The sequence below is a fragment of the Novosphingobium sp. HNCC26BN242 genome, from assembly GCF_057180525.1.
Map to the genome: position 1 here is coordinate 1,057,283 of NZ_JBXUGM010000001.1, position 23,122 is coordinate 1,080,404.

Annotated in this window: 23 protein-coding genes and 1 riboswitch; of the genes, 6 read left to right on the forward strand and 17 right to left on the reverse strand. The window is 60.0% G+C overall.

Annotated features, from left to right (window positions below):
• Positions 1-7 precede the first annotated feature (7 nt).
• The 5 genes from AC2A1F_RS04975 to lepB all read right to left on the reverse strand — a co-directional run bounded on the left by AC2A1F_RS04975 (position 8) and on the right by lepB (position 5,073).
• A complete protein-coding gene (locus AC2A1F_RS04975) occupies positions 8-1,552 on the reverse strand; it encodes a hypothetical protein (RefSeq protein ID WP_484207639.1) in 1,545 nt (514 codons plus the stop codon).
• Positions 1,553-1,721: 169 nt separating this feature from the next.
• Positions 1,722-2,561 carry an SGNH/GDSL hydrolase family protein gene (locus tag AC2A1F_RS04980; protein WP_484207640.1) on the reverse strand — a complete coding sequence of 280 codons (840 nt, stop codon included), beginning with the start codon at positions 2,559-2,561 and terminating at the stop codon, positions 1,722-1,724.
• Positions 2,558-3,463: a GTPase Era gene (gene era, locus AC2A1F_RS04985; protein ID WP_484207641.1), complete on the reverse strand. Its 906-nt coding sequence runs from the start codon at positions 3,461-3,463 to the stop codon at positions 2,558-2,560. Before era ends, AC2A1F_RS04980 begins: the two co-directional genes overlap by 4 nt.
• A 66-nt stretch (positions 3,464-3,529) precedes the next feature.
• The gene (gene rnc, locus AC2A1F_RS04990) at positions 3,530-4,228 is read right to left on the reverse strand and encodes a ribonuclease III (protein ID WP_484208173.1); all 699 of its coding nucleotides are present in this window, start codon (positions 4,226-4,228) and stop codon (positions 3,530-3,532) included.
• Positions 4,201-5,073 (reverse strand): signal peptidase I, encoded by an 873-nt coding sequence (gene lepB / locus AC2A1F_RS04995; RefSeq protein ID WP_484207642.1) that lies wholly within the window; start codon positions 5,071-5,073, stop codon positions 4,201-4,203. The genes rnc and lepB overlap by 28 nt, the downstream gene beginning before the upstream one ends.
• A 168-nt stretch (positions 5,074-5,241) precedes the next feature.
• Here lepB and pgi point away from each other — a divergent pair, with 168 nt between their 5' ends.
• Together pgi and gorA are read left to right on the forward strand one after the other, a co-directional pair.
• Complete coding sequence (pgi, locus tag AC2A1F_RS05000; protein ID WP_484207643.1) at positions 5,242-6,765, forward strand: glucose-6-phosphate isomerase; 1,524 nt, start codon at positions 5,242-5,244, stop codon at positions 6,763-6,765.
• A 96-nt stretch (positions 6,766-6,861) separates the two neighbouring features.
• Entirely contained in the window at positions 6,862-8,220 is a 1,359-nt protein-coding gene (gorA, locus tag AC2A1F_RS05005) for a glutathione-disulfide reductase (protein WP_484207644.1), read from the forward strand.
• Between the two features lie 75 nt (positions 8,221-8,295).
• Here gorA and AC2A1F_RS05010 read toward each other — a convergent pair whose 3' ends face one another.
• The 7 genes from AC2A1F_RS05010 to AC2A1F_RS05040 all read right to left on the reverse strand — a co-directional run bounded on the left by AC2A1F_RS05010 (position 8,296) and on the right by AC2A1F_RS05040 (position 16,767).
• Positions 8,296-9,039, reverse strand: coding sequence for a molybdopterin-binding protein (locus AC2A1F_RS05010; protein WP_484207645.1), 744 nt, complete (start codon positions 9,037-9,039; stop codon positions 8,296-8,298).
• The gene (locus AC2A1F_RS05015) at positions 9,036-9,878 is read right to left on the reverse strand and encodes a cytochrome b/b6 domain-containing protein (RefSeq protein ID WP_484207646.1); all 843 of its coding nucleotides are present in this window, start codon (positions 9,876-9,878) and stop codon (positions 9,036-9,038) included. Before AC2A1F_RS05015 ends, AC2A1F_RS05010 begins: the two co-directional genes overlap by 4 nt.
• A gap of 110 nt (positions 9,879-9,988) precedes the next feature.
• The gene (locus AC2A1F_RS05020; RefSeq protein WP_484207647.1) at positions 9,989-10,966 is read right to left on the reverse strand and encodes a phytoene/squalene synthase family protein; all 978 of its coding nucleotides are present in this window, start codon (positions 10,964-10,966) and stop codon (positions 9,989-9,991) included.
• 32 nt (positions 10,967-10,998) lie between these two features.
• Positions 10,999-11,580, reverse strand: a complete 582-nt coding sequence (locus AC2A1F_RS05025) for an LOG family protein (RefSeq protein WP_484207648.1) — start codon at positions 11,578-11,580, stop codon at positions 10,999-11,001.
• Entirely contained in the window at positions 11,577-13,055 is a 1,479-nt protein-coding gene (locus AC2A1F_RS05030; RefSeq protein ID WP_484207649.1) for a phytoene desaturase, read from the reverse strand. The genes AC2A1F_RS05025 and AC2A1F_RS05030 overlap by 4 nt, the downstream gene beginning before the upstream one ends.
• Positions 13,052-14,293, reverse strand: a complete 1,242-nt coding sequence (gene crtY, locus AC2A1F_RS05035) for a lycopene beta-cyclase CrtY (RefSeq protein ID WP_484207650.1) — start codon at positions 14,291-14,293, stop codon at positions 13,052-13,054. The genes AC2A1F_RS05030 and crtY overlap by 4 nt, the downstream gene beginning before the upstream one ends.
• A 269-nt stretch (positions 14,294-14,562) precedes the next feature.
• On the reverse strand, positions 14,563-16,767 hold the full coding sequence (locus AC2A1F_RS05040; protein ID WP_484207651.1) for a hypothetical protein: 2,205 nt from the start codon (positions 16,765-16,767) through the stop codon (positions 14,563-14,565).
• Positions 16,768-17,196: 429 nt separating this feature from the next.
• Positions 17,197-17,304: riboswitch (TPP riboswitch) on the forward strand.
• A 50-nt stretch (positions 17,305-17,354) separates the two neighbouring features.
• Between AC2A1F_RS05040 and thiC the strand changes: the two genes are divergently transcribed.
• Positions 17,355-19,250: a phosphomethylpyrimidine synthase ThiC gene (gene thiC / locus AC2A1F_RS05045; RefSeq protein WP_484207652.1), complete on the forward strand. Its 1,896-nt coding sequence runs from the start codon at positions 17,355-17,357 to the stop codon at positions 19,248-19,250.
• Between the two features lie 52 nt (positions 19,251-19,302).
• Here the strand turns inward: thiC and AC2A1F_RS05050 are convergent, their stop codons facing one another.
• Positions 19,303-19,836 (reverse strand): hypothetical protein, encoded by a 534-nt coding sequence (locus tag AC2A1F_RS05050; RefSeq protein WP_484207653.1) that lies wholly within the window; start codon positions 19,834-19,836, stop codon positions 19,303-19,305.
• Positions 19,837-19,942: 106 nt separating this feature from the next.
• On the opposite strand from AC2A1F_RS05050, the gene AC2A1F_RS05055 reads away from it, so the two are divergent.
• Positions 19,943-20,431, forward strand: coding sequence for a glycine zipper 2TM domain-containing protein (locus AC2A1F_RS05055; protein WP_484207654.1), 489 nt, complete (start codon positions 19,943-19,945; stop codon positions 20,429-20,431).
• Between the two features lie 61 nt (positions 20,432-20,492).
• Here the strand turns inward: AC2A1F_RS05055 and AC2A1F_RS05060 are convergent, their stop codons facing one another.
• Both AC2A1F_RS05060 and AC2A1F_RS05065 read right to left on the reverse strand, forming a co-directional pair.
• The gene (locus AC2A1F_RS05060; RefSeq protein WP_484207655.1) at positions 20,493-20,627 is read right to left on the reverse strand and encodes a hypothetical protein; all 135 of its coding nucleotides are present in this window, start codon (positions 20,625-20,627) and stop codon (positions 20,493-20,495) included.
• Between the two features lie 64 nt (positions 20,628-20,691).
• A complete protein-coding gene (locus AC2A1F_RS05065) occupies positions 20,692-21,174 on the reverse strand; it encodes a YaiI/YqxD family protein (protein ID WP_484207656.1) in 483 nt (160 codons plus the stop codon).
• Between the two features lie 248 nt (positions 21,175-21,422).
• Here AC2A1F_RS05065 and AC2A1F_RS05070 point away from each other — a divergent pair, with 248 nt between their 5' ends.
• Complete coding sequence (locus tag AC2A1F_RS05070; RefSeq protein ID WP_292628462.1) at positions 21,423-21,629, forward strand: cold-shock protein; 207 nt, start codon at positions 21,423-21,425, stop codon at positions 21,627-21,629.
• A 66-nt stretch (positions 21,630-21,695) separates the two neighbouring features.
• Positions 21,696-22,091, forward strand: a complete 396-nt coding sequence (locus AC2A1F_RS05075; protein ID WP_484207657.1) for a nuclear transport factor 2 family protein — start codon at positions 21,696-21,698, stop codon at positions 22,089-22,091.
• A 160-nt stretch (positions 22,092-22,251) separates the two neighbouring features.
• Here AC2A1F_RS05075 and AC2A1F_RS05080 read toward each other — a convergent pair whose 3' ends face one another.
• Both AC2A1F_RS05080 and AC2A1F_RS05085 read right to left on the reverse strand, forming a co-directional pair.
• Positions 22,252-22,542 (reverse strand): hypothetical protein, encoded by a 291-nt coding sequence (locus AC2A1F_RS05080; RefSeq protein ID WP_484207658.1) that lies wholly within the window; start codon positions 22,540-22,542, stop codon positions 22,252-22,254.
• Between the two features lie 256 nt (positions 22,543-22,798).
• Positions 22,799-23,104: an alkylphosphonate utilization protein gene (locus AC2A1F_RS05085; RefSeq protein WP_484207659.1), complete on the reverse strand. Its 306-nt coding sequence runs from the start codon at positions 23,102-23,104 to the stop codon at positions 22,799-22,801.
• Positions 23,105-23,122: the final 18 nt, after the last annotated feature.

Consider the following 23,122-nt stretch of genomic DNA (forward strand, 5'->3'; position numbering starts at 1 on the left):
GTCGCGGTCAGCGCCGCGGCCGGTAGAGCCAATATTCCTTGTTGCCCAACTGCATGCGCGCATAGCGGATGTAGCTGTGGCCAAGCTCGGCGTTGATGATGGAGCGGGTTTCCATGTTTGGCAAGTAAGGCTTGTGCTTGTCGGCACGTGTTACGATCACATCAGGCCTACTTGCCAGAATGCGCCGCATCTCCGCTGATGGATCAACACCGATGGCAGGCGCTTCGACATATGTGTTGAGATGATTAGGGAACGTCCAGCGCGATGGAAGGCAGGTGCGGGTCGTCCGATAGAACGCCATTTCGCCCTCATAAATGAACAGGCAGCCACCATGCATTTCGTGCCGGATCACGGCATTCATGGCGTCAAATTGGCGCTTTGTGCCATGCTGGTTCCATTGGTACACCATTACTACGATGCCAGCGATGGCAGCAAAGCCCAGCAACACCCGGCCATACCAGCGCTCGCGGGGTTTTGCGCGCGCCAACGCAGGCGCGGCGAGAATCGCCAGCGGCATCAGCAGCGGGGCGACATAATGGTCGTACCACGTGCCAAAGCTCAGAAATCCGATACCAGCAGCGATGGCCCACAGCGTCACTACGCGATGGGCTGTGCTGGTTTCCCGGCTTTTCGTGCTGAACATTTTGGGAGCATGGAAAATTGCCAGCCAGAACGGTGTCAGCACCGCGACTTCCTTGGCCAGGCGTCCGTATGATTTCCAGCCGTCTGAGCCCTTGTCGAAAATCGAGATGAAATTGGCGTAGATGAACGCCTCGGCCTCACCAATGTGCGCAAACCATGCAAGGGCTGCTGCCGTGGGCAGCAATGCGGCCCCCATCCATAGCAGGCTTACCGCAAAAAGCCGCCTGAACGTCCACACATCGGCAAATCCGCGTGCAAGCAGCATGAGGCCGAAGGCGGCGCCTTCAAACACCACCGTATATTTTATCTGGATGGCAAGCCCCAGCAGCAACATGATCAGACAGCCGCGCCAGATCAGCGCCGTGTCCTCGTTGCGCTTCACGCCTTCGACCACGCCCCAGGCTGCCATGGCCACCAGCAAGTTATAGAAGACCGGCGCTTGACCCATCCCCGCGTTGAAGGCGGGCATGAAAAGAATGTAGACGGCGCCAGCCTGCCATGCGGCATTGGGTGATGCGATCTCACGTGCAATGCGGGTTATGACCATTGCCGTGCAGGTAAACGCTACTCCTGCGCTCAACTGATAGGCCAGTACCGGATCAAACGGTAACGCAACCATCCCCTTGTAAAGCAGGAACAGGCCAATCGGCTTGCGATCCCAGATATCGATATACGGTATGGCCCCTTCCTGCATCCGCTGGGCAACAAACAGATAAAACTGCTCATCGATATGGATGATCGGGTTGCCGAACAGGAAGCTGCGCGTAATCGCGAAAAGAACAATAAAGCCAGTAGCTTCAATTATCCAACGGGGAATCCTGTTCAATCCCGTTAAAGTGCCGCTGAAAAACCGGGGGACAGGCTGCGGGCTTACTGCGGCTGTTGCCAAAACGCCGCCCGTTTCGCTCATGCTTGCACTCCGTCCACTGTTGCACCCGGGACGTTAACGGACGACTTGCCCGTTCCCTTCGCATGATTGCCCCCAAGGGCCCCTTATGAACAGCACGTTTCGACCGCAAGGGTCTATCGCACGTGCGAAGACGTTGCGATGGACCGTTGCATAACGGCGACAGTCCGGTTTACAGGACAGACTTTTTCCCCAGAAACCGGGCAAGACCGATTGTTGCAGCAACATGACCGGCCCGGTTGGGGTGAACAGGGATACCATCTCCAGCCTGTGCACTCAGCCCGTTACTCCACGGTTCGGCTGCACATGGCGCATGCGGCTTTGACATCGCGGAAAAACGGAACACTTCCGCGCCTTCCGCACGGGCTACGCGCTCCGTAAGGCGTGCCAAGCGTTTTGCCGCGGCCCGGCTCTGCTCCATGCGCTCCGGCTTGATGGCCACTGCTGCGCAAGTACCCTTGGGCGGTAGCACGGTGATGTAATCTACAAATACGATGCGGGCTTCGGGAGCACGTTTGCGCAGGTCGCGGACGATCTGCCGCATTCTGCCTTCATTGGCATGCCATTCCGCCTCGTTGATCTCGCGCCAATTCTGGCACCGCGCATCTGGTGTCGTCATCAACTCGCATGCGGCTGCGAAAATGTTGCCAACGAAGTTCACGTCGTTTCCGCCGATCGTGATCGTCACCAGCTGGGTATCGGCGGTCACGCTTTCGATCTGGGGCGGTAATTCGTTCCATGCGCCAAGCACGTGCTGTGTGGTCGCGCCACTGCAGGTGGCATCCACCAGCGAAAGCTTGAGGCGCTTTGCCAGAAGATTGGGATAATTCAGCGTTCCGCGTCCGCAACGCTCTGGTGTGCCGGGGGTATTCGGGCCAACACCGGGGCCAGCCGCAAACGAACTGCCCAGCGCCACATAGCGGGCACCTTCGGGCAAGGGCGCTGGCTTTGCCACAGCGGACGAGGTGGCAACTGCCACAAGCGCAAGCGCACCAAGAAAATGCTGCTTCACTTGACCCACTCCAGCCCGATTTCCTCGTAGATTTCCTTGGCGTCGGCCCACCGCTCATCCACCTTCACGTGCAGGAACAAATGCACCTTGGTGTCGAGCAATTGCGCCAATTCCTTGCGCGCTGCTTCGCCAATGGCCTTGATCTTCGCGCCGCCCTTGCCCAGCACGATGGGCCGCTGCGTTTCGCGTGCGATCACGATCTGCTGGTGGATTTCGATCGAGCCATCCTTGCGCGTCAGATACTTCTCAGGCCGCACCGTGCTGTCATAGGGCAGTTCATCGTGCAGCTGGCGATAGAGCTGCTCGCGGGTGATTTCCGCCGCCAGCAATCGCTCACTGGCGTCCGACACCTGATCTTCGGGATAGTGCCAAGCGGCCACTGGCATCAGTTCGGCCAGCCGCGTTTTCAGTTCCGGCACGCCATCACCGGTCAGCGCAGACACAAAGAATATCTCGTCAAACTCGGCCTCTTGCGACAGCGCTTCGGCGGCGATCAGCAGCGGCTCCTTGGCCGTGGAATCAACCTTGTTGAGCACCAGAATCTTACGCTCGGGTCGCGTTTTCAGCGTGGCCAGAATGGGGTCGAGGTAATCGCGCTTCTTCTTGCGCGCATCCACCACCAGCAGAATCGCATCGGCCTCATGCGCCCCGTCCCACGCAGCACTCACCATCGCGCGGTCCAGCCGCCGTTTCGGCTCGAACAGGCCCGGCGTATCGGCCAGAATGATCTGCGCCCGATCTTCTCCAAGGTCCTCCAGCGCAATCCCCATCAACCGCGCGCGCGTAGTCTGCGCCTTGGCGGAGACAATCGCCACCTTCTGCCCCACCAGCGAGTTCACAAGGGTGGATTTGCCGGCGTTCGGTGCGCCAAGCACGGCCACGAGGCCACATTTTTCTGTCATTCGTCCAATTCTTCTGAAATTTCGCTGTGACCTTAGGCCAAATGCGCCGCGTTCGCCAGACTGGCCTCAGCCATAGGCTTGCATGAATGCCAGCGCCGCTGCGGTTTCGGCTTCCTGCTTGCTCGATCCGGCCGCGCTGGCCTCGCCCACGCCCTTTACTTCGACCGAAACGGTGAACCGCACCGCATGGTCCGGTCCCTCCCGCGCGACCAGCGCATAGACCGGAGGTTTGCGCCGGTTGCCCGCCGCCCATTCCTGCAGCGCCGCCTTGGGATGCTTGCGCTGCCCGGTGCCCGAAACCATCGGTTTATCCCATAGCGCACGCACAAATGTGCGCGCCGCCTCAAACCCGCGCTCGATAAACACCGCGCCAATCAGCGCTTCCATCACATCACCCAAAATATTGTCGCTCTGCGCCCCGCCATCGTCGCGTGCTTGTTTACCCAGCCGGATATGGAGGGGCAGGGCGATAGCGCGCGCCACATCTGCGCACGTTTCCCGGCTGACCAATGCGTTCAACCGCTGCGAAAGCTTGCCCTCAGCCGCATCGCTTTTTTCATGCAGCCATTCAGCAATAACCAGCCCTAACACCCGGTCACCCAGAAACTCCAGCCGCTGGTAATCGCGCGGCTCACCCATCGATCCGTGGGTCAAGGCTTCGGCCCACAAATCTGCGCGCGCAGGCGCGCTGCCGGTAAGTTCGGTCAGAAACGCGATGGCAGGTTCAGAAAGCTTGTTCAGAACGTGCCCCCGATCCGGTCCCAGCGGGCCGCGGTGAACCAGGTCCACGGCAGGAACCAGTTGGCGCTGCCATCGGTAGACCACATCATGATCGCGGCCCGGCCCACCAGATTTTCCTGCGGCACCAGTCCGATGCCGCCGCCTTCCATCGCCGGAAAGCGGCTGTCCATCGAATTGTCGCGGTTGTCGCCCATCATGAACAACTGGCCCTCGGGCACCACCACCGGCACCGTATCGTCCACCGACCGCTGCCCGAGATCGAGCACGTTGTAGCTTTTGCCTTCCGGCAGCGTCTCGCGGAACTGCGGGTAGTGGCAAGTCTGCCGCCCATCAGCCTCGGTCACCGCGAATTCGGCGGAAAGGCAATCGGTGTTCGGGCTGACCGGGATGACGAAATCCGCGATCTTCTCCTTGCGCACCATCTGGCCGTTCAGGTGCAATACGCCCCCGATCATCTGCACGGTATCGCCGGGCAGGCCGATGACGCGCTTGATATAGTCGATATCATTGCCCGGAGGCGCCTTGAAGATCGCCACATCGCCACGTTCGGGCTGGCTGGCAAAAATGCGTTTGGGCAGCAGCGGCGCGCTGAAGGGAAGCGAATATTTGCTGTAACCATAGGGCCACTTTGCGGCGAGAAGGTAATCACCATTCTCCAGCCGGGGCAGCATCGATTCTGATGGGATGTTGAACGGCGAAAAGATGAAACTGCGGAAGATCGCCACCACCAGCACCAGCTTGATCAGGAAAACCGGAAAACTGTCTTCCTTCTTGGCCTCCTTCTTCTCCTTCTTTGCAGGGGAAGGGGCAGGAGCCGGGTTTGCCGGATCGGCAGAAGTCGGCTGGCTGGCGTCGGGCGTGTCGTTCATCGTCGCGGTCATGTTGCCAGCAGGCCCCTTCGTCAAGTGTGTTGTTTGGCTAATACAGTGCATCAAATACGTTTGCGCAGCTTGCGCAGGGATGAACAGCGCACTTGGAAAGCGCGTCCTGACCGGGCATTAGGTGCTTAACGCAGTTGCGAAAGGATGAGGAAAAACATGTCGGCAAGCCCAGCAGAGCAATTCTGGACCGCGCTCGAAGCCTTGCCGCGGCCCACCCTGAAGGAGCTGTTTGCCGATCCTGCGCGCCTTTCGCGCTATTTCACAACGCTCGATCTGCCCGGCGGCCCGATCATCTTCGATTGGTCCAAAACGCACCTCTCGCCCGAAATCGAAGCGCAGATGGTCAGCATTGCCGATGCGATGGATTTCACCGGCCGCCGCAACGCGCTGATCGAAGGCGAGCTGATCAACAACACCGAAGGCCGCGCTGCTGAACACACCGCCCAGCGCGGCGTTGGTAAGGAATCGAGCGTTGAAGAAGCCGCAGCCTTCCACGCCCGCATGAAGGCGCTGGTCGAGGCGATCCATGAAGGCGCGCTGGGCGATGTAAAAAGCCTGATCCACATCGGCATCGGCGGCTCGGCGCTCGGTCCGGCGCTGGCGATCGATGCGCTGACTCGCGATGGCGCAAAGGTTGCCGTGCATGTCGTGTCGAACATCGATGGCTGCGCTTTGGAAGCCGCAATGAAGGCCTGTGATCCGCAGACCACGCTAATCGCGCTGGCCTCAAAAACCTTCACCACCACCGAAACGCTGACAAACGCCAGCTCTGCATTGGCATGGCTGCGCGAAGGCGGCGTGGCCGATGCCTATGGTCGCGTCATCGCGCTCACCGCTGCGCCGGATAAGGCCGTGGAATGGGGCGTTGATGAAACCCGCGTCCTGCCGTTCTTGGAAACAGTCGGCGGGCGCTATTCGCTTTGGTCGTCCATCGGTTTCCCGGTGGCCATAGCGATAGGATGGGAAGGCTTTGCCGAATTCCTCGATGGCGCCGCTGCGATTGACCGGCATTTCATAGATGCCGACCTGACCGAAAACGTCGTGGTCCGCGCGGCCTTTGCCGATCTGTACTATGCGCAAGTGCGTGGCTGCCAGTCACGCGCCGTTTTCGCTTATGATGAACGCCTCGCGCTCCTGCCCGATTATTTGCAGCAGCTTGAGATGGAATCGAACGGCAAGCGCGTGTTGGCCGATGGCTCACCGCTCGCTCGCGCAAGCGCGCCGGTTACGTGGGGCGGCGTCGGCACCGATGCGCAACACGCCGTGTTCCAGTTGCTGCATCAGGGCATGCACCTGATCCCGGTGGATTTCCTCGCCGTCAAGACGCAAGGGCACGACCTTGATCCGGTCCATCACGAAATCCTGCTGTCGAACTGCTTTGCCCAAGGCGCTGCTCTGATGGCGGGCAAGGATTCAGAGGATGGAGCAAGAGCCTATCCGGGTGACCGTCCCTCCGCCACGATTCTGTGCGAAGACCTGAACCCCGCCACGCTCGGCACCCTGATCGCCTTCCACGAACACCGCACCTTCGTTTCGGCTGCGATGCTCGGCATCAACCCGTTCGACCAGTTTGGCGTGGAACTGGGCAAGGCCATCGCCAAGCAGATTGAAGCCGGTGGCGGGGAGGGCTTCGATCCCTCTACCGAGGCGCTGCTGGCGGCGGCAGGCATCGGGGGCTGATCCAAGCTCACGCCATGGCAACCTGCTGATCTGTCCTTAATCCCTCTGGTCTTGCGCGTGGCCAGCGGCCATATGAGCGCTCTGACAGGAGCGCACATGGCTGACCAGCAATTCGACTATGACCTTTTCGTGATTGGCGCAGGATCTGGCGGCGTGCGCGCCAGCCGCATCGCGTCCAGCCATGGCGCGCGCGTTGCAGTGGCCGAAGAATACCGGGTCGGCGGCACCTGCGTGATCCGGGGCTGCGTGCCCAAGAAGCTGCTGGTCTATGGTTCGCATTTTGCCGAAGAATTGCAGGACGCTGCCAACTATGGCTGGACGGTCGAGAAGATGACCTTCGACTGGCCGACGTTACGTGACGCGGTGCTGAAGGACGTCGACAGGCTCAACACGGCCTATACCAACACGCTCGAAACCAACAAGGTTGAGCGTTTTCTTGAGCGCGCCACCGTTATGGGACCGAACACGGTGCGCCTCGCCTCGGGCCGCGAGATCAGCGCGAGCTATATCCTGATCGCCACAGGCGCATGGCCGGTCATGCCCGAATTTGCAGGCAGCGAACACTGCATCACCTCGAACGAGGTGTTCCACCTCGAAAACCTGCCAAAGCGCGTCGTCATCTCGGGCGGTGGCTACATCGCGATGGAATTTGCAGGCATTTTCAATGCGCTCGGCTGTCACGTAACGATTGTCAACCGCAGCGAGACGATCTTGCGCGGCTATGATGAATCGCTGCGCGACCGGCTGCTGCAGATCACCATGGCGCGCGGCATCGAATACAAGTTCAATTGCCCGTTTGATCGCGTGGAGAAGCGCGAGGACGGCTCGCTCGATGTCTATGTCGGCAAGCAGCCCGATCCGATCCACGCCGATGTCGTGCTGGTCGCCACGGGCCGCCGCCCAAAAACCGATGGCCTCGGCCTCGAAAGCGCCGGGATCGAACTGGGTGCGCAAGGCGAAGTGCAGGTGGACGATCACGGAAAAACCAGTTGCGACAGTATCTACGCGGTTGGTGACGTAACGGACCGGGTGCAGCTTACCCCCATCGCCATCCGCGAGGGCCAGGCTTTTGCCGACCGCGTGTTTGGCGGCAAGGATACCTCAGTCAATTACGACAACATCCCCAGCGCCGTATTCTCGCAGCCGCCGCTGGCAGGCGTGGGCCTTACGGAAAGCCAGGCGCGGCAGGCCTATGGCGGCAATGTGAAGGTCTATTCGTCAGACTTCCGCCCGATGAAAAACATCTTCGGCCACCGTCCCGAACGCGGGCTCTACAAGATGATCGTCGATGCGACGACCGAGAAGGTGCTGGGAATCCACATGATCGGCCCGGACAGCCCTGAAATCCTTCAGGCAGCTGCGATTGCGGTGAAGGCTGGCCTGACCAAGGCCGACTTCGACGATACCGTGGCACTGCACCCATCTATGGCCGAAGAACTGGTGCTGATGCGCTGATCGGGCTGTAACGTTACGAAAATGTCTTTTCATCGCAGCGACTTATCTGCATCGGCGGGGCAATTTCGTAACGCTTCAGATACCGGCAAACCATTGGTAGCCGGAACGATCCTCCCAAAATCCGCCACCACCACCGTGAATGCCCGCAAGGCTCTCCACCGCTTCGATCCGCATCACGAACTTGGCCTGCTTGTACCCCAGCGCGCGCTCCACGCGCAGGCGGATGGGGGCGCCGTGGCCGATGGGCAGGGGCTGGCCGTTCATCGTGTGGGCAAGGATAGTCTGCGGGTGCAGGGCATCGATCATGTCGATGCTTTCGTAGTAGGGGACGCCTGAGAAATCATCTGCACAATGGAAGACAATGTATTGAGCAGAAGCCATAACTTGTGCCTGCCGCAGTATCAGCGCAAGCGGCACGCCGGTCCACTCCCCGATGGCGCTCCACCCCTCAACGCAGTCCTGCCGGGTGATCTGCGTGCGATGCGGCGCGGCGCGCAACTGGGCGAGGGATAGGCTGAATGGCCGCGCCACCTTGCCGCCGATCTCCAGTTTCCAATCGGTAAAGCCATTGGCCACGTGCGCCAGGTATTCCGCCGATGAAGCAGTGCTGTTTCCGTTAACCCGGAAGCGGGGGGAGAGGTCGGCGCGGGTGAATTCGGGGGCCAGTGCGTTACGGTCTGTAACGAGACGCTGAGAAGTTAACGTCGCTTTTTCGCCTAAAGTCAGTACCTTGCGAACCGTCGGTGATCGCGTAACGGCGTCGCACCCGGAAACGGTTAACGCGCCTACACCAATCAAGGCGTTGCGCCGGGAAATCATAATGAATCCTTTCTCGGCTGCGGCAGCCTATACCATCCGGTAAGGATTGATCGCAGCTCGTTGAAGGGACCTGCCAGCACCACCATCAGAAGATGTATGAAGATAAACGCGCAAAACCCTGCTGCGCATAGGAAATGTATCGATCTGGCCGATTGTCTTCCGCCAAAAATATCGAGCAGCCACGGAAATGCGGCGTTGAGCGTGGGCGACATTGTCATCCCTGTCAGCACAACCAACGGAATCAAAACGAAAATCACGCCAAGGTAAGCAATTTTCTGCAGCGGGTTGTACGCCTTTGCAGCCGCCCCGCTGGGAAAGCGCAGGCGCGCGTGATCCTTGATGTCATGCCACAGATGCGCCAGTTTCCGCTCTTCAGGCTTTAAGGCAAGATCGTGTGACAAGTGTTTTGAAAATATAGAATAAATTAAAAAAAGCGTTAGCGAGAAAACCAGCGCCCACGCAAAAAAGAAGTGCCACTGCCGCCCTTCGGCAAGGCTGTAATAGTTCGGAATTGTGAACAGCGGCGGTATCGCCTTGGTGGAATAGGGGGTCAGTCCCAGATAGCCGGTTGTCTCAATCTCGAAACCGCCAAGCCGCAGAAAGCCCTCCTGCGCGCGCTTGCCGATCACCAGCCATGCCTGATCGTAATTCGCGCCGTACTTGCCCCAGTAGAGCCGGGGATGCGCGTTGAAGATCGTCGCGCCGCTCATGAACAGGGCGAAAATCGTTACGGCATTGACCCAATGCCAGATGCGCACGGGCAGACGGGTGCGATAGACAAGGTCAGCGTCCCGTTCAGACGAGTTTTGTAGCGTAACGGGCGATGCGATTGCGTCCACATCGGACCTCCTGAATTGATGTGCATGATGCCATGTCCTGCCGGCATCTCAAACCGCCAAATGCGCCTGTCAGAGAGCCGTTTTATCGGGTTAGGTGCAGCTAGGTGCGTCTAGGTGCACTTCGGAACTCCATCCCGTTCTGACAGGGTAATAAGGCTTTGGCGGCTGAATTTGCGCGCTTTTGCAGCGTCAACGCAATGGCGCGGCACCGGACGCAGCGCGGCCCACGCTGCCCCGGCAATAAACCCCAACTTGCGCCCGTTACTAACGAAAACGCGGTGATCCCACGCCCGCTCACCGCGCCGCGCAACCTCGCGCGCAATCGCGCCATAGATGCCCGCCGCCGAAAGGATCGCCCACCGTTGCCGCCCCTTAAGCCGCGCCGCGCCGATGCGAGCCGAGCATTCGTGGACCTGCGCCGCGTCGCACATCCGCGCCACGATCCGGGTCAGCGCGGGGCGGTGTTCGGGCAGCATCTGCGCGCCGGGTACAATACCTTCCTGCGCCAGCCATTCGCGCGGGATGTAGCAACGTCCGGCGGCGGCATCCTCTTCGATATCGCGCACGATGTTGGAAAGCTGGAAGGCGAGGCCAAGATCGCAGGCACGGTCCAGTGTGTCTTCATCATCGGGCAACACTCCCATGACCACCGCCATCATTACACCCACGGCGCCTGCCACATGCCAGCAATAGCGCATCAGGTCGGCCTCTGTCCGCGGTTGCCATTCCACGGCATCCAGCGCAAAGCCATCGATCACCGCCTGCGCCATCGAGAGAGTGAGTCCGGTTTCCCGCGCGACGAGGCCCAAGGCGTCAAACGCAAAGTCCCCAGTGTTCTCCCCTGCAAAGGCCAGAGCCGTCTTGTCACGCACCAGCGCCAGCCGCTCTGCCGCGCCAGCTTGATCGCCCAGCGCGCCGCCGTGGTCCTGGGCATCGATGATATCGTCGGCCCGCCTGCACCAAGCATAGAGCAGCCACACCCGTTCGCGCGTTACGGTATCGAAAAGATGACTGGCGGCGGCGAAGCTTTTGGAGCCCTTCAGGATCGATGTCCGGGCGTTACTAACGAGCGCTTGGCGATCCTGCACCGGTCAGATCCAGCAATCGTTCAAGTCAGACATCAAAGATCGTCGGCTTTCATCGCAAAGATCGGCTTGTGCGGCACGTGGGCAGCCATGCGTGCCAGCAGGAGATCAAGGTCGGGTTCGGCAATCAGAATGCCGGCATGCGCCTCGCGGATAAAGCCCACCTCGATCATGTGGCGGTTGAAGGCCAGCAGGTGATCGTAAAAGCCGAATGCGTTGAGCAGGCCCACCGGTTTGGCGTGATAGCCCAACTGTGCCCAGCTTACCGCTTCCCACAGTTCGTCCATCGTGCCGACCCCACCGGGGATAGTCAGGAATCCATCGGACAAATCGGTGAAGGCCTTTTTGCGCTCATGCATGCCGGGAACGACATGGAGTTCTGTGCAATCGGGGTTGGCCACTTCACTGTTAACCAGCGCTTCAGGGATCACGCCGATCACTTCGCCGCCAGCATCGAGCGCGCCATAGGCAACTGCGCCCATCAGGCCCAGCTTGCCGCCGCCGTAAACAACGCCAATTCCGCGCCGGGCTAGTTCCGCGCCGATTTCTCGCGCAAGCGCAACGTAACGCGGATCGGCAGGTGAGGCCGATCCGCAGTAAACTGCGAGGCGTTTCATGCAAGATCCTCAAGCATCAGGCCTGCCGTGGCCTTGGCTGAACCGACCACGCCGGGAAGACCGGCCCCGGGGTGGGTGCCAGCGCCCACCAGATACATGTTTGTGATGGCATCATCACGGTTGTGCGCACGGAACCAAGCGCTTTGCGTCAGCAGTGGTTCAAGGCTGAAGGCACTGCCAAGGTGGGCTGAAAGGTCGGCCTTGAAGTCATCCGGGGCGTAATGGAACTTCGTTACGATACGCGAGTGGATATCCGGGATCAGGCGGCGGCCGATTTCATCCAGAATGCGCTTTTCGAGGATCGGACCTATTTCGTCCCAATCGACCGGGAGCTTGCCCATATTGGCCACGGGGACAAGCGCGTAGAACGTGCTTTTGCCTTCGGGCGCAACCGAAGGGTCTGACACGGTCGGGTGGTGGAGATAGATCGAGAAGTCTTCGGGCAGGACGCCATGTTTGTAGATATCGTCCAGCAGGCCCTTGTAGCGCGGACCGAACAGAATCATGTGATGTGCAATGCCGGGCCAGGTGCCTTCGATGCCAAAGTGAACGACGAACAGGCCGGGAGAGAATTTCTTTTTGGCAAGCGACTTTGCGCGACGTTGTGCATGTGGGTTATCAGGCATCAGATCGCGGTAGGAGTGGATGATATCCCCGTTTGAGGCGACCGCATCGAACTTGGCTGACCAGCCGCTCTTGGTTTTGACGCCGGTTACCCGCGTGCCCAGGGTCTCGATGTGGGTCACTGGATCGCCGATGCGCACTTCGCCGCCGATGCGCTGGAAATGGGTAATCATGCCGGCAATCAGCTTGTTGGTGCCGCCCTTGGTCCACCATACGCCGCCGTCTTTTTCCAGCTTGTGGATCAGGGCGTAGATCGCGCTGGTGTTCATCGGATTGCCGCCGACGAGGAGGGTGTGGAAGCTGAACGCCTGACGCAGGCGTTCGTCCTTCACGTAGCTTGAGACCATGGAATAGACCGAGCGCCAAGCCTGATAGCGGGCGAGCGCGGGCGCGGCCTTGAGCATGCTGGCAAAATCGAGGAACGGCACGGAGCCGAGCTTGACGTAGCCCTCTTCATAGACCCCGGCGGAGTACTTCAGAAACTCGTCGTACCCGGCAACGTCTTCAGGATTGAGCTTGGCGATTTCGGCGCGAAGCTGAGTTTCGTCGTTCGAGTAATCGAAGTTGGTGCCATCGGGCCAGTTGAGCCGGTAGAACGGTGTCACCGGCATCAGTTCCACATCATCGGACATGCGGTGGCCCTTCAGCGCCCACAACTCTTCAAAGCAGGCCGGATCGGTTACTACGGTGGGACCGGCATCGAAGGTGAAGCCGTCCTTCTCCCAGTAATAGGCGCGGCCGCCCGGCTTATCGCGCGCTTCGATGACGGTGGTCTGTATGCCGCCGGACTGCAGCCGGATGGCAAGAGCAAGGCCGCCGAAGCCGGAGCCGATTACGCAAGCGCGCTTCATTTTGTGGTTCCTGGAATCGAGTGAAGGGAGGGTGAATGGGCAACGGGCATTTGGGGCGGATGCGTCAGCAGTTTTGGCTTGCCGCCAAGGCCGGTCAGCACCCCGATTGCACTAGTGATGGGCAGGGGTGGTTTGCCTGCCAGAATACGGGCCTTGTCGAGGACGGTGGATTTGCCGGCATAGAACCGCTCGATTAGCCCGTGTCGCAGGCTGTAAAACCGTTCCAACACACGATAGCGCAAGTGCGGTTCCGCCCCTGCAAATAGCAGCGCGGTAAGCTGGCGGAAATAGGCGGTGCTGGCCCAATGTCTTTTGGACCATTCCTCGCTGAACCGGGCAAGAGCATCGCCTGACAGATCAACCTGCTGGGCAAGAGCGAGCGCATATTTCACCGCATCGGGCAGGGAATAACTGGTAAGCGGTTGGAACAGCCCGGCACGCACGCCAGCGCGGGCAACGGCGCCACCGCTTGCACGCCAGAAAGCGTCGAAGTTGCCGCCTGCCACGACGGGCAAGACGCCCTGCTCTTCGTCCAGAACTTCGGCAATCTGCCAACCCCGCGCGGCAACGTAGGCATCAATGCGGGCGCGAATGGCTGCGACATCAAGCGCTGGACCATCGGCATAGTACGTGTCTTCGACGAAAATCTCATCCGGGGCGAATGGCAGGCAATAGACGAAGCGATATCCGTCAATCTGTTCGACCGTGGCATCCTTTACGATCGGGATTTCCAGGCCGTGGGGGGCGGTGAGGCGGAAACGGCGGCCAACGAACTTTTGCCAACCACCGGTAAGATCGCTCACGTTGCGCAGGCCGCGTGCATCTATCACGGCTTTGGCTTCGATTCGGGTGCCATCGGAAAGCGTGACATTGGTCGCGCTGCAGGCGAGGGCACGCATGCCTGTAATGATCGAATCGTGGCCCAGCCGTTCGCGCACGATCTTGTCAAAGCGGTCTGACGAGATCGAATAGTAGCTTGTTTTCAGGCGGCGATCATAGCTGGGAAAGTGAACTGTGTATTCGGGCCAGGCGGCGACGATCATGCCATCAAGCAGTTCACGGCCCGCTTTACCCACATCGGTTCCGAAGAACGACCAGACATGGTTTCCGCCGATTGTCTCGCCCTGTTCCACCAGCAACACCGACAGTTCCGGGCGCTCACGTTTCAGCGCAAGAGCCACGAGGCCACCGGCAAGGCCGCCACCGAGAATTGCAATGTCATGGTGCCGCACGGTCATCCTTTGCGCTTAGGGCCATGCGGTTGCCGGTGCAACCACGGGCTGGTGACAGGACGGAGCACCCGTCAGAAAGGGCATGGAATGCAGCACTGGTTCAAATCCAGCGCGACCATATGACTTCTGGCGTGAGAGCAGGCATCTGGGCACTTGGCAAAAATTTGAAAAAAAAGATTTGGGCGCCAAAAAATTTGGGCGGCAGGCTGGAGGATTGACCCCGGTGCCTGCCGCCCCTGCATTTTGATCAGATTGCGCTGATCAAAATTTTACAATCAGAACTCGCCAGCAACGCCAACGCGGACTGCGGTGTTTGCGCCACCACCGTAGGCGACGCCCGCCGTGACGGCCATCGTGTTTGGCCCGCGCAGGCGCATTGCCATTGATGCCGAGACGGCCTGTTCATCGCGGAAGTTGGCCACGTTTACCGTATAGGACACCTTGCCGGGTGCCGAAGGCATCGGAGCCTGGCTCATCGCGACGGCTGCCGCAATACCCCGACGGGCATCCTGGCGATCCTGCCGAACGGTGTTTTCCAGCGTGGACACGCGCCCGGTGAGCGAGAACAGGCTGGTGCCGAGCGTGTTGAGCTGCGTTTGCAGCTGATTGTCGGCTGCAGCGCGGGCATTGGCTTCGGCATTGTCGGCCGCAAGGCGCGTGGCTGCTTCGGCGCTCAAACCGTTTTGCAGCGTGGTGACGGCTGCGGCACGGGTGGTTGCTTCGGCATTGACAGCGTTCTGCAGGTTTGTGTCTGCAGTGGCGCGGGTGGTAGCTTCTGTGTTGATCGCACCTTGCAGGGTCATGTCTGCAGCAGCGCGGGTCGACGCTTCGGTGTTGAGCGCACCTTGCAACGTCATGACTGCAGCAGCACGGGTGGCTGCCTCGGCATCGACGGCGCTTTGCAGGGCCATGTCTGCTGCTGCACGGGTAGCAGCTTCGGCATTGACTGCGCTTTGCAGGGCAGCATCACCTGCAACACGAAGGCCGGCTTCAGCCGTAATGTTGGACTGGAGCGTGGCTTCGGCAGCCTGACGCATTGCGGATTCAGCATCGAACTGTGCCTTGTTCACAGCATCGGTGGCCGCAACTGCGCTTGCGACATTGACGATCCGGCGTTCTGCTCCGGCCGAACCGACCGAAACGGTATTTGCCTGATCCGCCACCGAATCTGCGCCAAGAGCGACAGAGCGAGCTGCGGTTGCCGAAGCGCTGCGGCCGATTGCGGTGGAGGCAAGGGCCGATGCGCTGGAAGTGGCTCCCAGAGCGGTGCTGTCAATCCCGCTGGCGTTTGTGCGATAACCCGTTGCCGTTGCACCGGAGGCGGTTGCCGTGGCCGAATTGCCAAGGGCCGTGGTGCCGGTTGCGCTGGCGACAGAGCGTCCGCCCAGTGCGGCACTGCCGGCGCCGGTCGATTCGGCATCAAAGCCGATGGCGACATTGCCAATCTGGCTTGCGGTGCTGAATGCGCCAATGGCGACTGCGCCCTGCGCACCTGCCGTGTTCAGAATGCCCAATGCCACGGCGCCCTGACCAGTTGCGGTGTTCTGTTCGCCCATCGCAATCGCGCCACGCCCGGTTGCGGTGTTTTCGGCACCGATGGCCACTGCGCCAATGCCGGTGGCGGTGTTCGGGTCACCGATGGCGACCGCGCCGTTGCCGTTTGCCTGCTGACCTTCACCGAGCGCCACAGCGCCCACGCCGGTTGCGGACGAATTGCTACCGCCCACAAGCGCGCCTTGGCCTTGTGCGTTTTGCACGGTGCCGCTGGTGGCGATAAGTTCTGTGACCTGACCGAGGTTTACGGCATCGGTGGCGGCCATGGCAGTCCCGACGTTCGTAATGCGGCTGTCATTCATGTTGATCCCGTCGGTCACCGCGATGGTGGGGGTAACAAGGCCGTTTTCGTCAAGAACGGTTGTTTCCTGCGACGTCACGTCGAACTCGACGCCGAGCGGCGAGAGGAAAACCATGGTCGGACGGCCTTGCTCGTCAAGGAAATTGGCAGCCGGGGTTACCACGGCAGCATTAGGCGCGGCGGAGATGACTGTTGCACTGCCGCCGAGTTTGCCGAAGATGAGCCCCCCGGTGTCGGACGTCCCGCGGTAGCTGCCCGCCAGCGCGGTGGAGTTGTTGACAACGGCGGTCGGATCAACCGACTTCAGATTGAGATTGAAGTCGCCGCCTTTGGGGCCCACACCATCCCCTTCACCCTGAAAGTCTACGTTAATGGCCCGGACATCGAGTTCCTGGATCGTGTAGCGCTGAAACTGGCCCAGCGGAGCGACAGGCTGCGGTGGAGTGCTGGACGAAACAAGGCTGGAGACGCTTCCCGTGTAAGCAAGCGAGCCTTCTACGCTGACGACATCGGTCCCGAAGATGAACTGCGGCGGCAAAGTGAAGGAGGACCCGGGACCTGTCGGCAGGGCTGCGCCACCAATGACCATCGTGCCATCGAAAGTGACATTTTCGGTTTGGGTCACCGTCGAGAACCCGGGCCGCGTCATGCTTGGCGTAACTGTTACCACCGGGTCAGAGTTGGTTCGGGTGCCGGCGACGGTGCACATCGAGAGTGGATGGAAGAAGGTGCCGCCGCTGCACTGCGTATCTGCGATCGGAATTTGGGGCGGCGCGGCAACCTGAGCACTAGCGGCTTGTGGTGATGCTGCCATGACAGCTGCAATAGCGGTCAGCGAAACGTAAATGCCCAAGTCTTTGTTTATCATGATAAACCCCCAAAAACGCCGCTATTCTGCCCCTTTTTTGGCAGCAGCGACTGGCAATCGCTAACCCAGTTTTGCTCATAGATGGAGAGATATTTCTCCAAAACCGACCTAGATCGGCAGTTGCCATGACTTTGGAAGCATCTGTCCTCTTGCCTGTTGCTCAAGCTGCTGGACCGCTCTATCCTATCGGTCACCCCGGGGAGCCTGTGCTGGCTGAGAGGGGCTGGTCACGCAGCCCGACCCGTTGAACCTGAACCCGTTAGCACGGGCGGAGGGAGGGAGGCCTGACCGCGCAAAATGCGACAGATTGCCCGCTTCTCAACCGTCCGAAGAGGAGCGTGCATATGGCCGACATTAATTCGAAACTGGAAATCGGCGTCACCACGGGTCCGATTCGTGGCAGCCGGAAGATCCATGTTGAAAGCCTTCGCTTCCCGGATGTGAAGGTGGCGATGCGCGAGATCGCGCTGGAGCCTTCATCGGGCGAACCGCCGGTGCGGGTTTACGATACTTCGGGTCCTTACACCGATACCACGGCGACCATCGATATTGCTGCTGGCCTGCCGCAACTGCGCCGCAACTGGATCATGGCGCGTGGCGACGTGGAAGATTACGAAGCGCGCGAGATCAAGCCCGAGGACAATGGCCTGAAGGGGCCGGACCGGTCTGCAGGTGTCCCGGCGTTTCCCAATGTTGTGAAGCGTCCGATCCGCGCGAAAGCCGGACAGAACGTCAGCCAGATGCACTATGCGCGCAAAGGCATCATCACGCCCGAAATGGAATATGTGGCGATCCGCGAGAATATTGGCCGCAAGCAGGCGCTTGAAGCTTTGGTGCGCGATGGTCAGGACTGGGGCGCTTCGATCCCGGATTACGTAACGCCCGAATTCGTGCGCGATGAAGTGGCGCGGGGCAGGGCGATCATTCCTTCGAACATCAACCACCCTGAATCCGAACCGATGGCGATTGGCCGCAACTTCCTGGTCAAGATCAACGCCAACATCGGCAACTCTGCGGTGGCGTCTGACGTGGCCAATGAGGTCGACAAGATGGTTTGGTCGATCCGTTGGGGCGCGGATACCGTGATGGACCTGTCTACCGGGCGCAACATTCACGATACGCGCGAATGGATCATCCGCAACAGTCCCGTGCCGATCGGCACCGTGCCGATCTATCAGGCGCTGGAAAAGGTCGGCGGCGTGGCCGAAGACCTGAACTGGGAGGTATTCCGCGATACGCTGATCGAACAGGCCGAACAGGGCGTGGATTACTTCACGATCCATGCCGGTGTGCGCCTGCCTTACATTCCGCTGGCCGCCAAGCGCATGACCGGGATCGTCAGCCGCGGCGGGTCGATCATGGCCAAGTGGTGCCTGGCGCATCACAAGGAATCGTTCTTGTACGAGCGGTTTGACGAGATCACCGAGATCATGAAGGCTTATGACGTGGCCTATTCGCTGGGCGATGGTCTGCGTCCGGGATCAATCTACGATGCCAACGATGAAGCACAGTTTGCTGAGCTTTATACGCTGGGTGAACTGACCAAGCGGGCGTGGGCGCAGGATGTGCAGGTGATGATCGAAGGCCCCGGCCACGTGCCGATGCACAAGATCAAGGAGAACATGACCAAGCAGCTTGAGGCCTGCGGCGAAGCGCCGTTCTATACGCTCGGGCCCTTGGTCACCGACATCGCGCCGGGATACGACCACATCACCAGCGGCATCGGCGCAGCGCAGATCGGCTGGTATGGCACGGCGATGCTTTGCTACGTCACGCCCAAGGAGCACCTTGGCCTGCCCGACCGTGATGACGTGAAGGTTGGCGTTATCACCTACAAGCTGGCCGCCCACGCGGCTGACCTTGCCAAGGGGCACCCGGCGGCACAGGTACGCGACGATGCGCTTAGCAAGGCGCGGTTTGAGTTCCGCTGGCGTGACCAGTTCAACCTCTCGCTCGATCCTGAAACTGCCGAGCAGTACCATGACCAGACGCTGCCTGCCGAGGGTGCCAAGACTGCGCACTTCTGTTCGATGTGCGGGCCCAAGTTCTGTTCGATGAAGATCAGCCAGGAAGTGCGCGAGTTTGCGGCAAAGCAGAATGCCGGGATCGAAACTTTTGTTGCGGCAGAGGGCGTTGCTAACGAAGCCGAGGCCGAAGCGGGCATGCTGGCGATGAGCGAGAAGTACGACGCGATGGGCCGCGAGCTTTACATCGGAGCCGGTGGCCGCGAGCACGACTGATCGGTATTGAAACCCTTGCACTTGAGGCCGGATCGCCGCGTGCGGTCCGGCTTCAAGTCATTTTGGCGTAAAGGATTGCGGCCCACAGCAGCAGGTTGAGGACGCCGCCCGCCACGGTCCAGCGCACCGCGTGGTAGAGCAATCGGGCCTGCGCATCGATGGAGCGAATGAAGGTGGCGAACAGGCGCTGGCGCAGCGCGGCATCGCCTTCAAGCCCGTCTGCATCAAACTCTTCACCCAGCAGCATCGCGCGCAAGGCCAGCGCGCACGAAATGACCAGCGGCACTATTGCGGCAAGGTTTGCCAGCACGAAACCGGGCTGTGTGGGTGCATCGAGCGACAATGGCGCGCCCGGACTGGCCGAGATCGGATGCGTGCCGATGGTAATCAGCAGGGCGTTGAACCCGAGCATGGCACCCAGCCGCACCGACAGATCGAGATCGCGGTTCTCCAGAAATTCAAGATCGGCGATGAAGCCGGGATCGGGAGGATCGCAGCGCATCGTGTGAAAGGCGCGCAGGCGGGAGCGGAAGGATATGAAGCCCATGATGGCCGCAATGCTATTGCGGTGACCGTAACCGGGCAAGGCACCTTGCGCAAAAAGCGTTTTGCAGGAACGTCCGGCCTTGCCGACCATTGCGCCTATATCGAGGCGCTCATTCTGGCGTCACCTTCCAAAAGGATTTTGCGCCATGAACAAGGCCCTGATGATTGCGGCACTGGCTGCAGCAACGCTGACCACCGCTTGCACGACTAATGGTTTTTCCGATGGACCTGGCTATGCCGGGAACGATAATGGCTGGGGCTATTACGATAACGGCTATTACGAGCAGAATGGTCGCTACGACTATGACCGCCCCGATCCTCGCTATGGCAACCGTTACGAGGCTGATCGCTACTATCGCAACAATGGCCGCTATCGCGAGCGGCAGCTTTCGTACGATGACCGCGTCTATCGCGGGCGCGACAATCGGTATTACTGCCGCCGTTCGGATGGTTCGACTGGCCTGATCGTGGGCGGTCTTGGCGGTGCGGCTCTCGGGGCGCTCATTGCGCCGGGTGATAGCAGGCCACTTGGGGCCATCATTGGCGCCATTGGCGGTGCGGCTGCCGGTGCTGCGATTGACAATGGCAATCGCAACAATCGCAACAACCGTAACAACAATGTGCGCTGCCGCTGACTTTCCGCCAACCCCCTCCCATACGTGGGAGGGGCAAGGCTTGAGATTGGTAACGCGTGCTTCAGCTGTTCTTGATATTGTCCAGACCAGCCACAACGCCGGCTTTTTGCGTGGGGTTCGATGCGTTGAGCTTCTTGGGTTTCTCCGCCTTCGGTTTGCGGATTTCCTTGCTCGATTTCTTCTGGCTCTTGGCCATGGTAGTTCTCCGGCGGGCAGATGCCCGATCATGGCCTAGGCCTTTGCAGCATCAATAGCGAATTTTAACGCGACAACCGTCCCAGCACTTCATCCAGCGCTGACAGGAAGCGGGACCGGTCGGTCTTTGAAAAGGGTGCAGGCCCGCCGATAATATCGCCACCGGCGCGAAGATCTGCCATAATTGCGCGCGTGGCGATCTGCGCGCCGATGGACCCGTGGGTGAAGGGCTTGCCCGTGGGCGAAAGCACGCTGGCACCTGCTTTCAGGCATCGGTCAGCCAGCAGGATATCGGCCGTGATGACAACTGCCTTGGCATGTGCAGCCTGTGCAATCCAGTCGTCAGCTGCATCAAAGCCATCGCTCACCACCACGCGTCGCACCAGCGGATGCACCGGGACGCGAAATGGTGAATTGCTGACCACGACAACTGGCACATTGCAGCGGTAGGCCACCTTGTAGATCTCGTCCTTGACCGGGCAGGCATCGCCATCAACAAGAATGGTCAGAGCGGGCGCGGGAGAGGGCGTTGTTTCGGTGTTCGTCATGCCGCGCCATAGCGGCTCGGCCCGTTTTGCGCCACTGTCTGCCGATTACGTTCGCCAATCCGCACATGACCTGCTATCAAGATGCCGCTGACGTCGAATTTTGCGACGGACTTCGGCTACAACTACCGTTTTGGCGCTTCGGCACTGCCTCGGCTTTTGACGACGATTTCCTTTCAATTGACGATTTTGACGCACGGCCAGTCTGCACTTTCGCAGGCGGGCAACCATCGTTCTTGAAAGGAACTCCCATGCCAGTAGGCACCGTAAAATTCTTCAACACCGACAAGGGCTACGGCTTCATTCAGCCTGACAACGGCGGCGCAGACAGCTTCGTTCACATCTCGGCCGTTCAGGCTGCCGGCATGTCGAGCCTCGATAAGGATCAGCGTCTGAGCTACGAAGTTGAAACCGGCCGCAATGGCAAGGCTTCGGCTGTTAATCTCGCTTCGGCCTGATCCGGCTTTCTTAGGAGCGAAAGCGCGGGCCTTTTCAAAAGGCCTTCATCCTGCCACTGCGCAGGAATGACTTTCGCCTCTGAAGCCGAACTTCAAGTCCGCCTCCGCCGCGCCGCGTTCAATCGCGCGCTGGCAGAGGCGGACTTTGTTATTTTGGGGACGCTGCTTGCCCCCAACGTCGTGCTGGTCACCGGCACCGACAGTGCCGTGATTGCCGGGCGCAAGGCACAACTGGTTGCGTGGAAGCGCGAATTCTCTGCAAGCCAGCGTACCATCTATACGCGCAGCACAACAGCGGTCATCGGGTCGACGGTTGAGCCAATAGCGATGGAGCACGGCCAATGGCAAGGCGTGGTCGCTGGCACAGAGCGCGTGGTCGCTTCGGGCACATATGCCGCCAAATGGCGACGCTTTCCGCTAGGCTGGATGCTGATTGCCGAGATATTCGTCACGTTGGGGTAAGACGAAGAAACCCGCACAATCATGGTGCCATTCAACGAAAAGGGGCGCTGCCATCACCGGCAGCGCCCCTTTTCAATTACCTTGTCAGCAACATGCTGGCCCGGTTCACGGGTTTGGCGACGCTCGCCACTTGGCGAGGCATTCCCGTGTTGCGTGGCAGTCAATCGTTGGCAGCAGCAGCCTTGCTGGCGATGGGCTTCACGTCCTTGACGTCAAACGTGACCGGACGACCGTTGAAGCGGCCGGTGACGGTGCGCTTCGTAACGCGCAGTTCGAAAGGCACCTTGCCGGCATAGGCCGAACCCTTGAGAACCTTAACTTCACCCTGCTGTTCAGCAGTGTAATTGTACTTCACACCCTGATAGGTGAACGAACCGGTTTCGCCTTCTGCGGCGATGGCGGGAGCCGAAACGAGGACGGCAGCGGCGAGAGCGATTGCGGTCTTGATCATGGTAGTGTCTCCTGCATGGTCAGGAAAGACTGCGCCTCGCAACCTTGTCCTGTTGCATTGCAGCATAAGGTTTGTGTGCATTGCGGCAATTGTGTTTGCCGTTCGTTCGGTTGCAGAATATGCAACTCAAGCATGAATTGCATAAAATCAGATGTTTGCGTGTGATTTTCAGCAACCTACCTGTGCGAAGTTACGTATGCGGCATAGCTGTTTGGTATCCCGAAACACCGAATCCGCCGCCTTTATGCCGAGCCGATCAGCGCTTACGCACAAATTCTGCGCGCAGGACCAGCCCTTTAATGCCTGGATAACGGCAATCGATTTCCTGCGCATCGCCGGTGAGGCGGATGGATTTGATCAGCGTGCCCTGTTTCAGGGTCTGGCCTGCGCCCTTTACTTCCAGATCCTTGATCAGCGTAACCTGATCGCCATCGGCCAACAGGTTGCCAACGGCATCGCGCACTTCCACAGTGTTTTCAGCACTGCGCTTTGCCGCAAGGTCCGAAGCGGACATCCATTCTCCGCTGTCCTCATCATAGACATAGTCTTCATCGTTCGTCATGCTTTGCTCCAATCCATC

Excerpts from the sequence above, each read along its gene's own strand:
- AC2A1F_RS05060 (WP_484207655.1), bottom strand. The coding sequence starts at position 20,627 with ATGGCCAAGAGCCAGAAGAAATCGAGCAAGGAAATCCGCAAACCGAAG.
- AC2A1F_RS04975 (WP_484207639.1), bottom strand. The coding sequence starts at position 1,552 with ATGAGCGAAACGGGCGGCGTTTTGGCAACAGCCGCAGTAAGCCCGCAG.
- thiC (WP_484207652.1), top strand. The coding sequence starts at position 17,355 with ATGGCCGACATTAATTCGAAACTGGAAATCGGCGTCACCACGGGTCCG.
- AC2A1F_RS05065 (WP_484207656.1), bottom strand. The coding sequence starts at position 21,174 with ATGACGAACACCGAAACAACGCCCTCTCCCGCGCCCGCTCTGACCATT.
- era (WP_484207641.1), bottom strand. The coding sequence starts at position 3,463 with ATGACAGAAAAATGTGGCCTCGTGGCCGTGCTTGGCGCACCGAACGCC.
- crtY (WP_484207650.1), bottom strand. The coding sequence starts at position 14,293 with ATGACCGTGCGGCACCATGACATTGCAATTCTCGGTGGCGGCCTTGCC.
- AC2A1F_RS05010 (WP_484207645.1), bottom strand. The coding sequence starts at position 9,039 with ATGATTTCCCGGCGCAACGCCTTGATTGGTGTAGGCGCGTTAACCGTT.
- AC2A1F_RS05075 (WP_484207657.1), top strand. The coding sequence starts at position 21,696 with ATGACTTTCGCCTCTGAAGCCGAACTTCAAGTCCGCCTCCGCCGCGCC.
- AC2A1F_RS05070 (WP_292628462.1), top strand. The coding sequence starts at position 21,423 with ATGCCAGTAGGCACCGTAAAATTCTTCAACACCGACAAGGGCTACGGC.
- AC2A1F_RS05030 (WP_484207649.1), bottom strand. The coding sequence starts at position 13,055 with ATGAAGCGCGCTTGCGTAATCGGCTCCGGCTTCGGCGGCCTTGCTCTT.
- AC2A1F_RS05080 (WP_484207658.1), bottom strand. The coding sequence starts at position 22,542 with ATGATCAAGACCGCAATCGCTCTCGCCGCTGCCGTCCTCGTTTCGGCT.
- AC2A1F_RS05025 (WP_484207648.1), bottom strand. The coding sequence starts at position 11,580 with ATGAAACGCCTCGCAGTTTACTGCGGATCGGCCTCACCTGCCGATCCG.
- AC2A1F_RS05085 (WP_484207659.1), bottom strand. The coding sequence starts at position 23,104 with ATGACGAACGATGAAGACTATGTCTATGATGAGGACAGCGGAGAATGG.
- AC2A1F_RS05055 (WP_484207654.1), top strand. The coding sequence starts at position 19,943 with ATGAACAAGGCCCTGATGATTGCGGCACTGGCTGCAGCAACGCTGACC.
- pgi (WP_484207643.1), top strand. The coding sequence starts at position 5,242 with ATGTCGGCAAGCCCAGCAGAGCAATTCTGGACCGCGCTCGAAGCCTTG.
- lepB (WP_484207642.1), bottom strand. The coding sequence starts at position 5,073 with ATGAACGACACGCCCGACGCCAGCCAGCCGACTTCTGCCGATCCGGCA.
- gorA (WP_484207644.1), top strand. The coding sequence starts at position 6,862 with ATGGCTGACCAGCAATTCGACTATGACCTTTTCGTGATTGGCGCAGGA.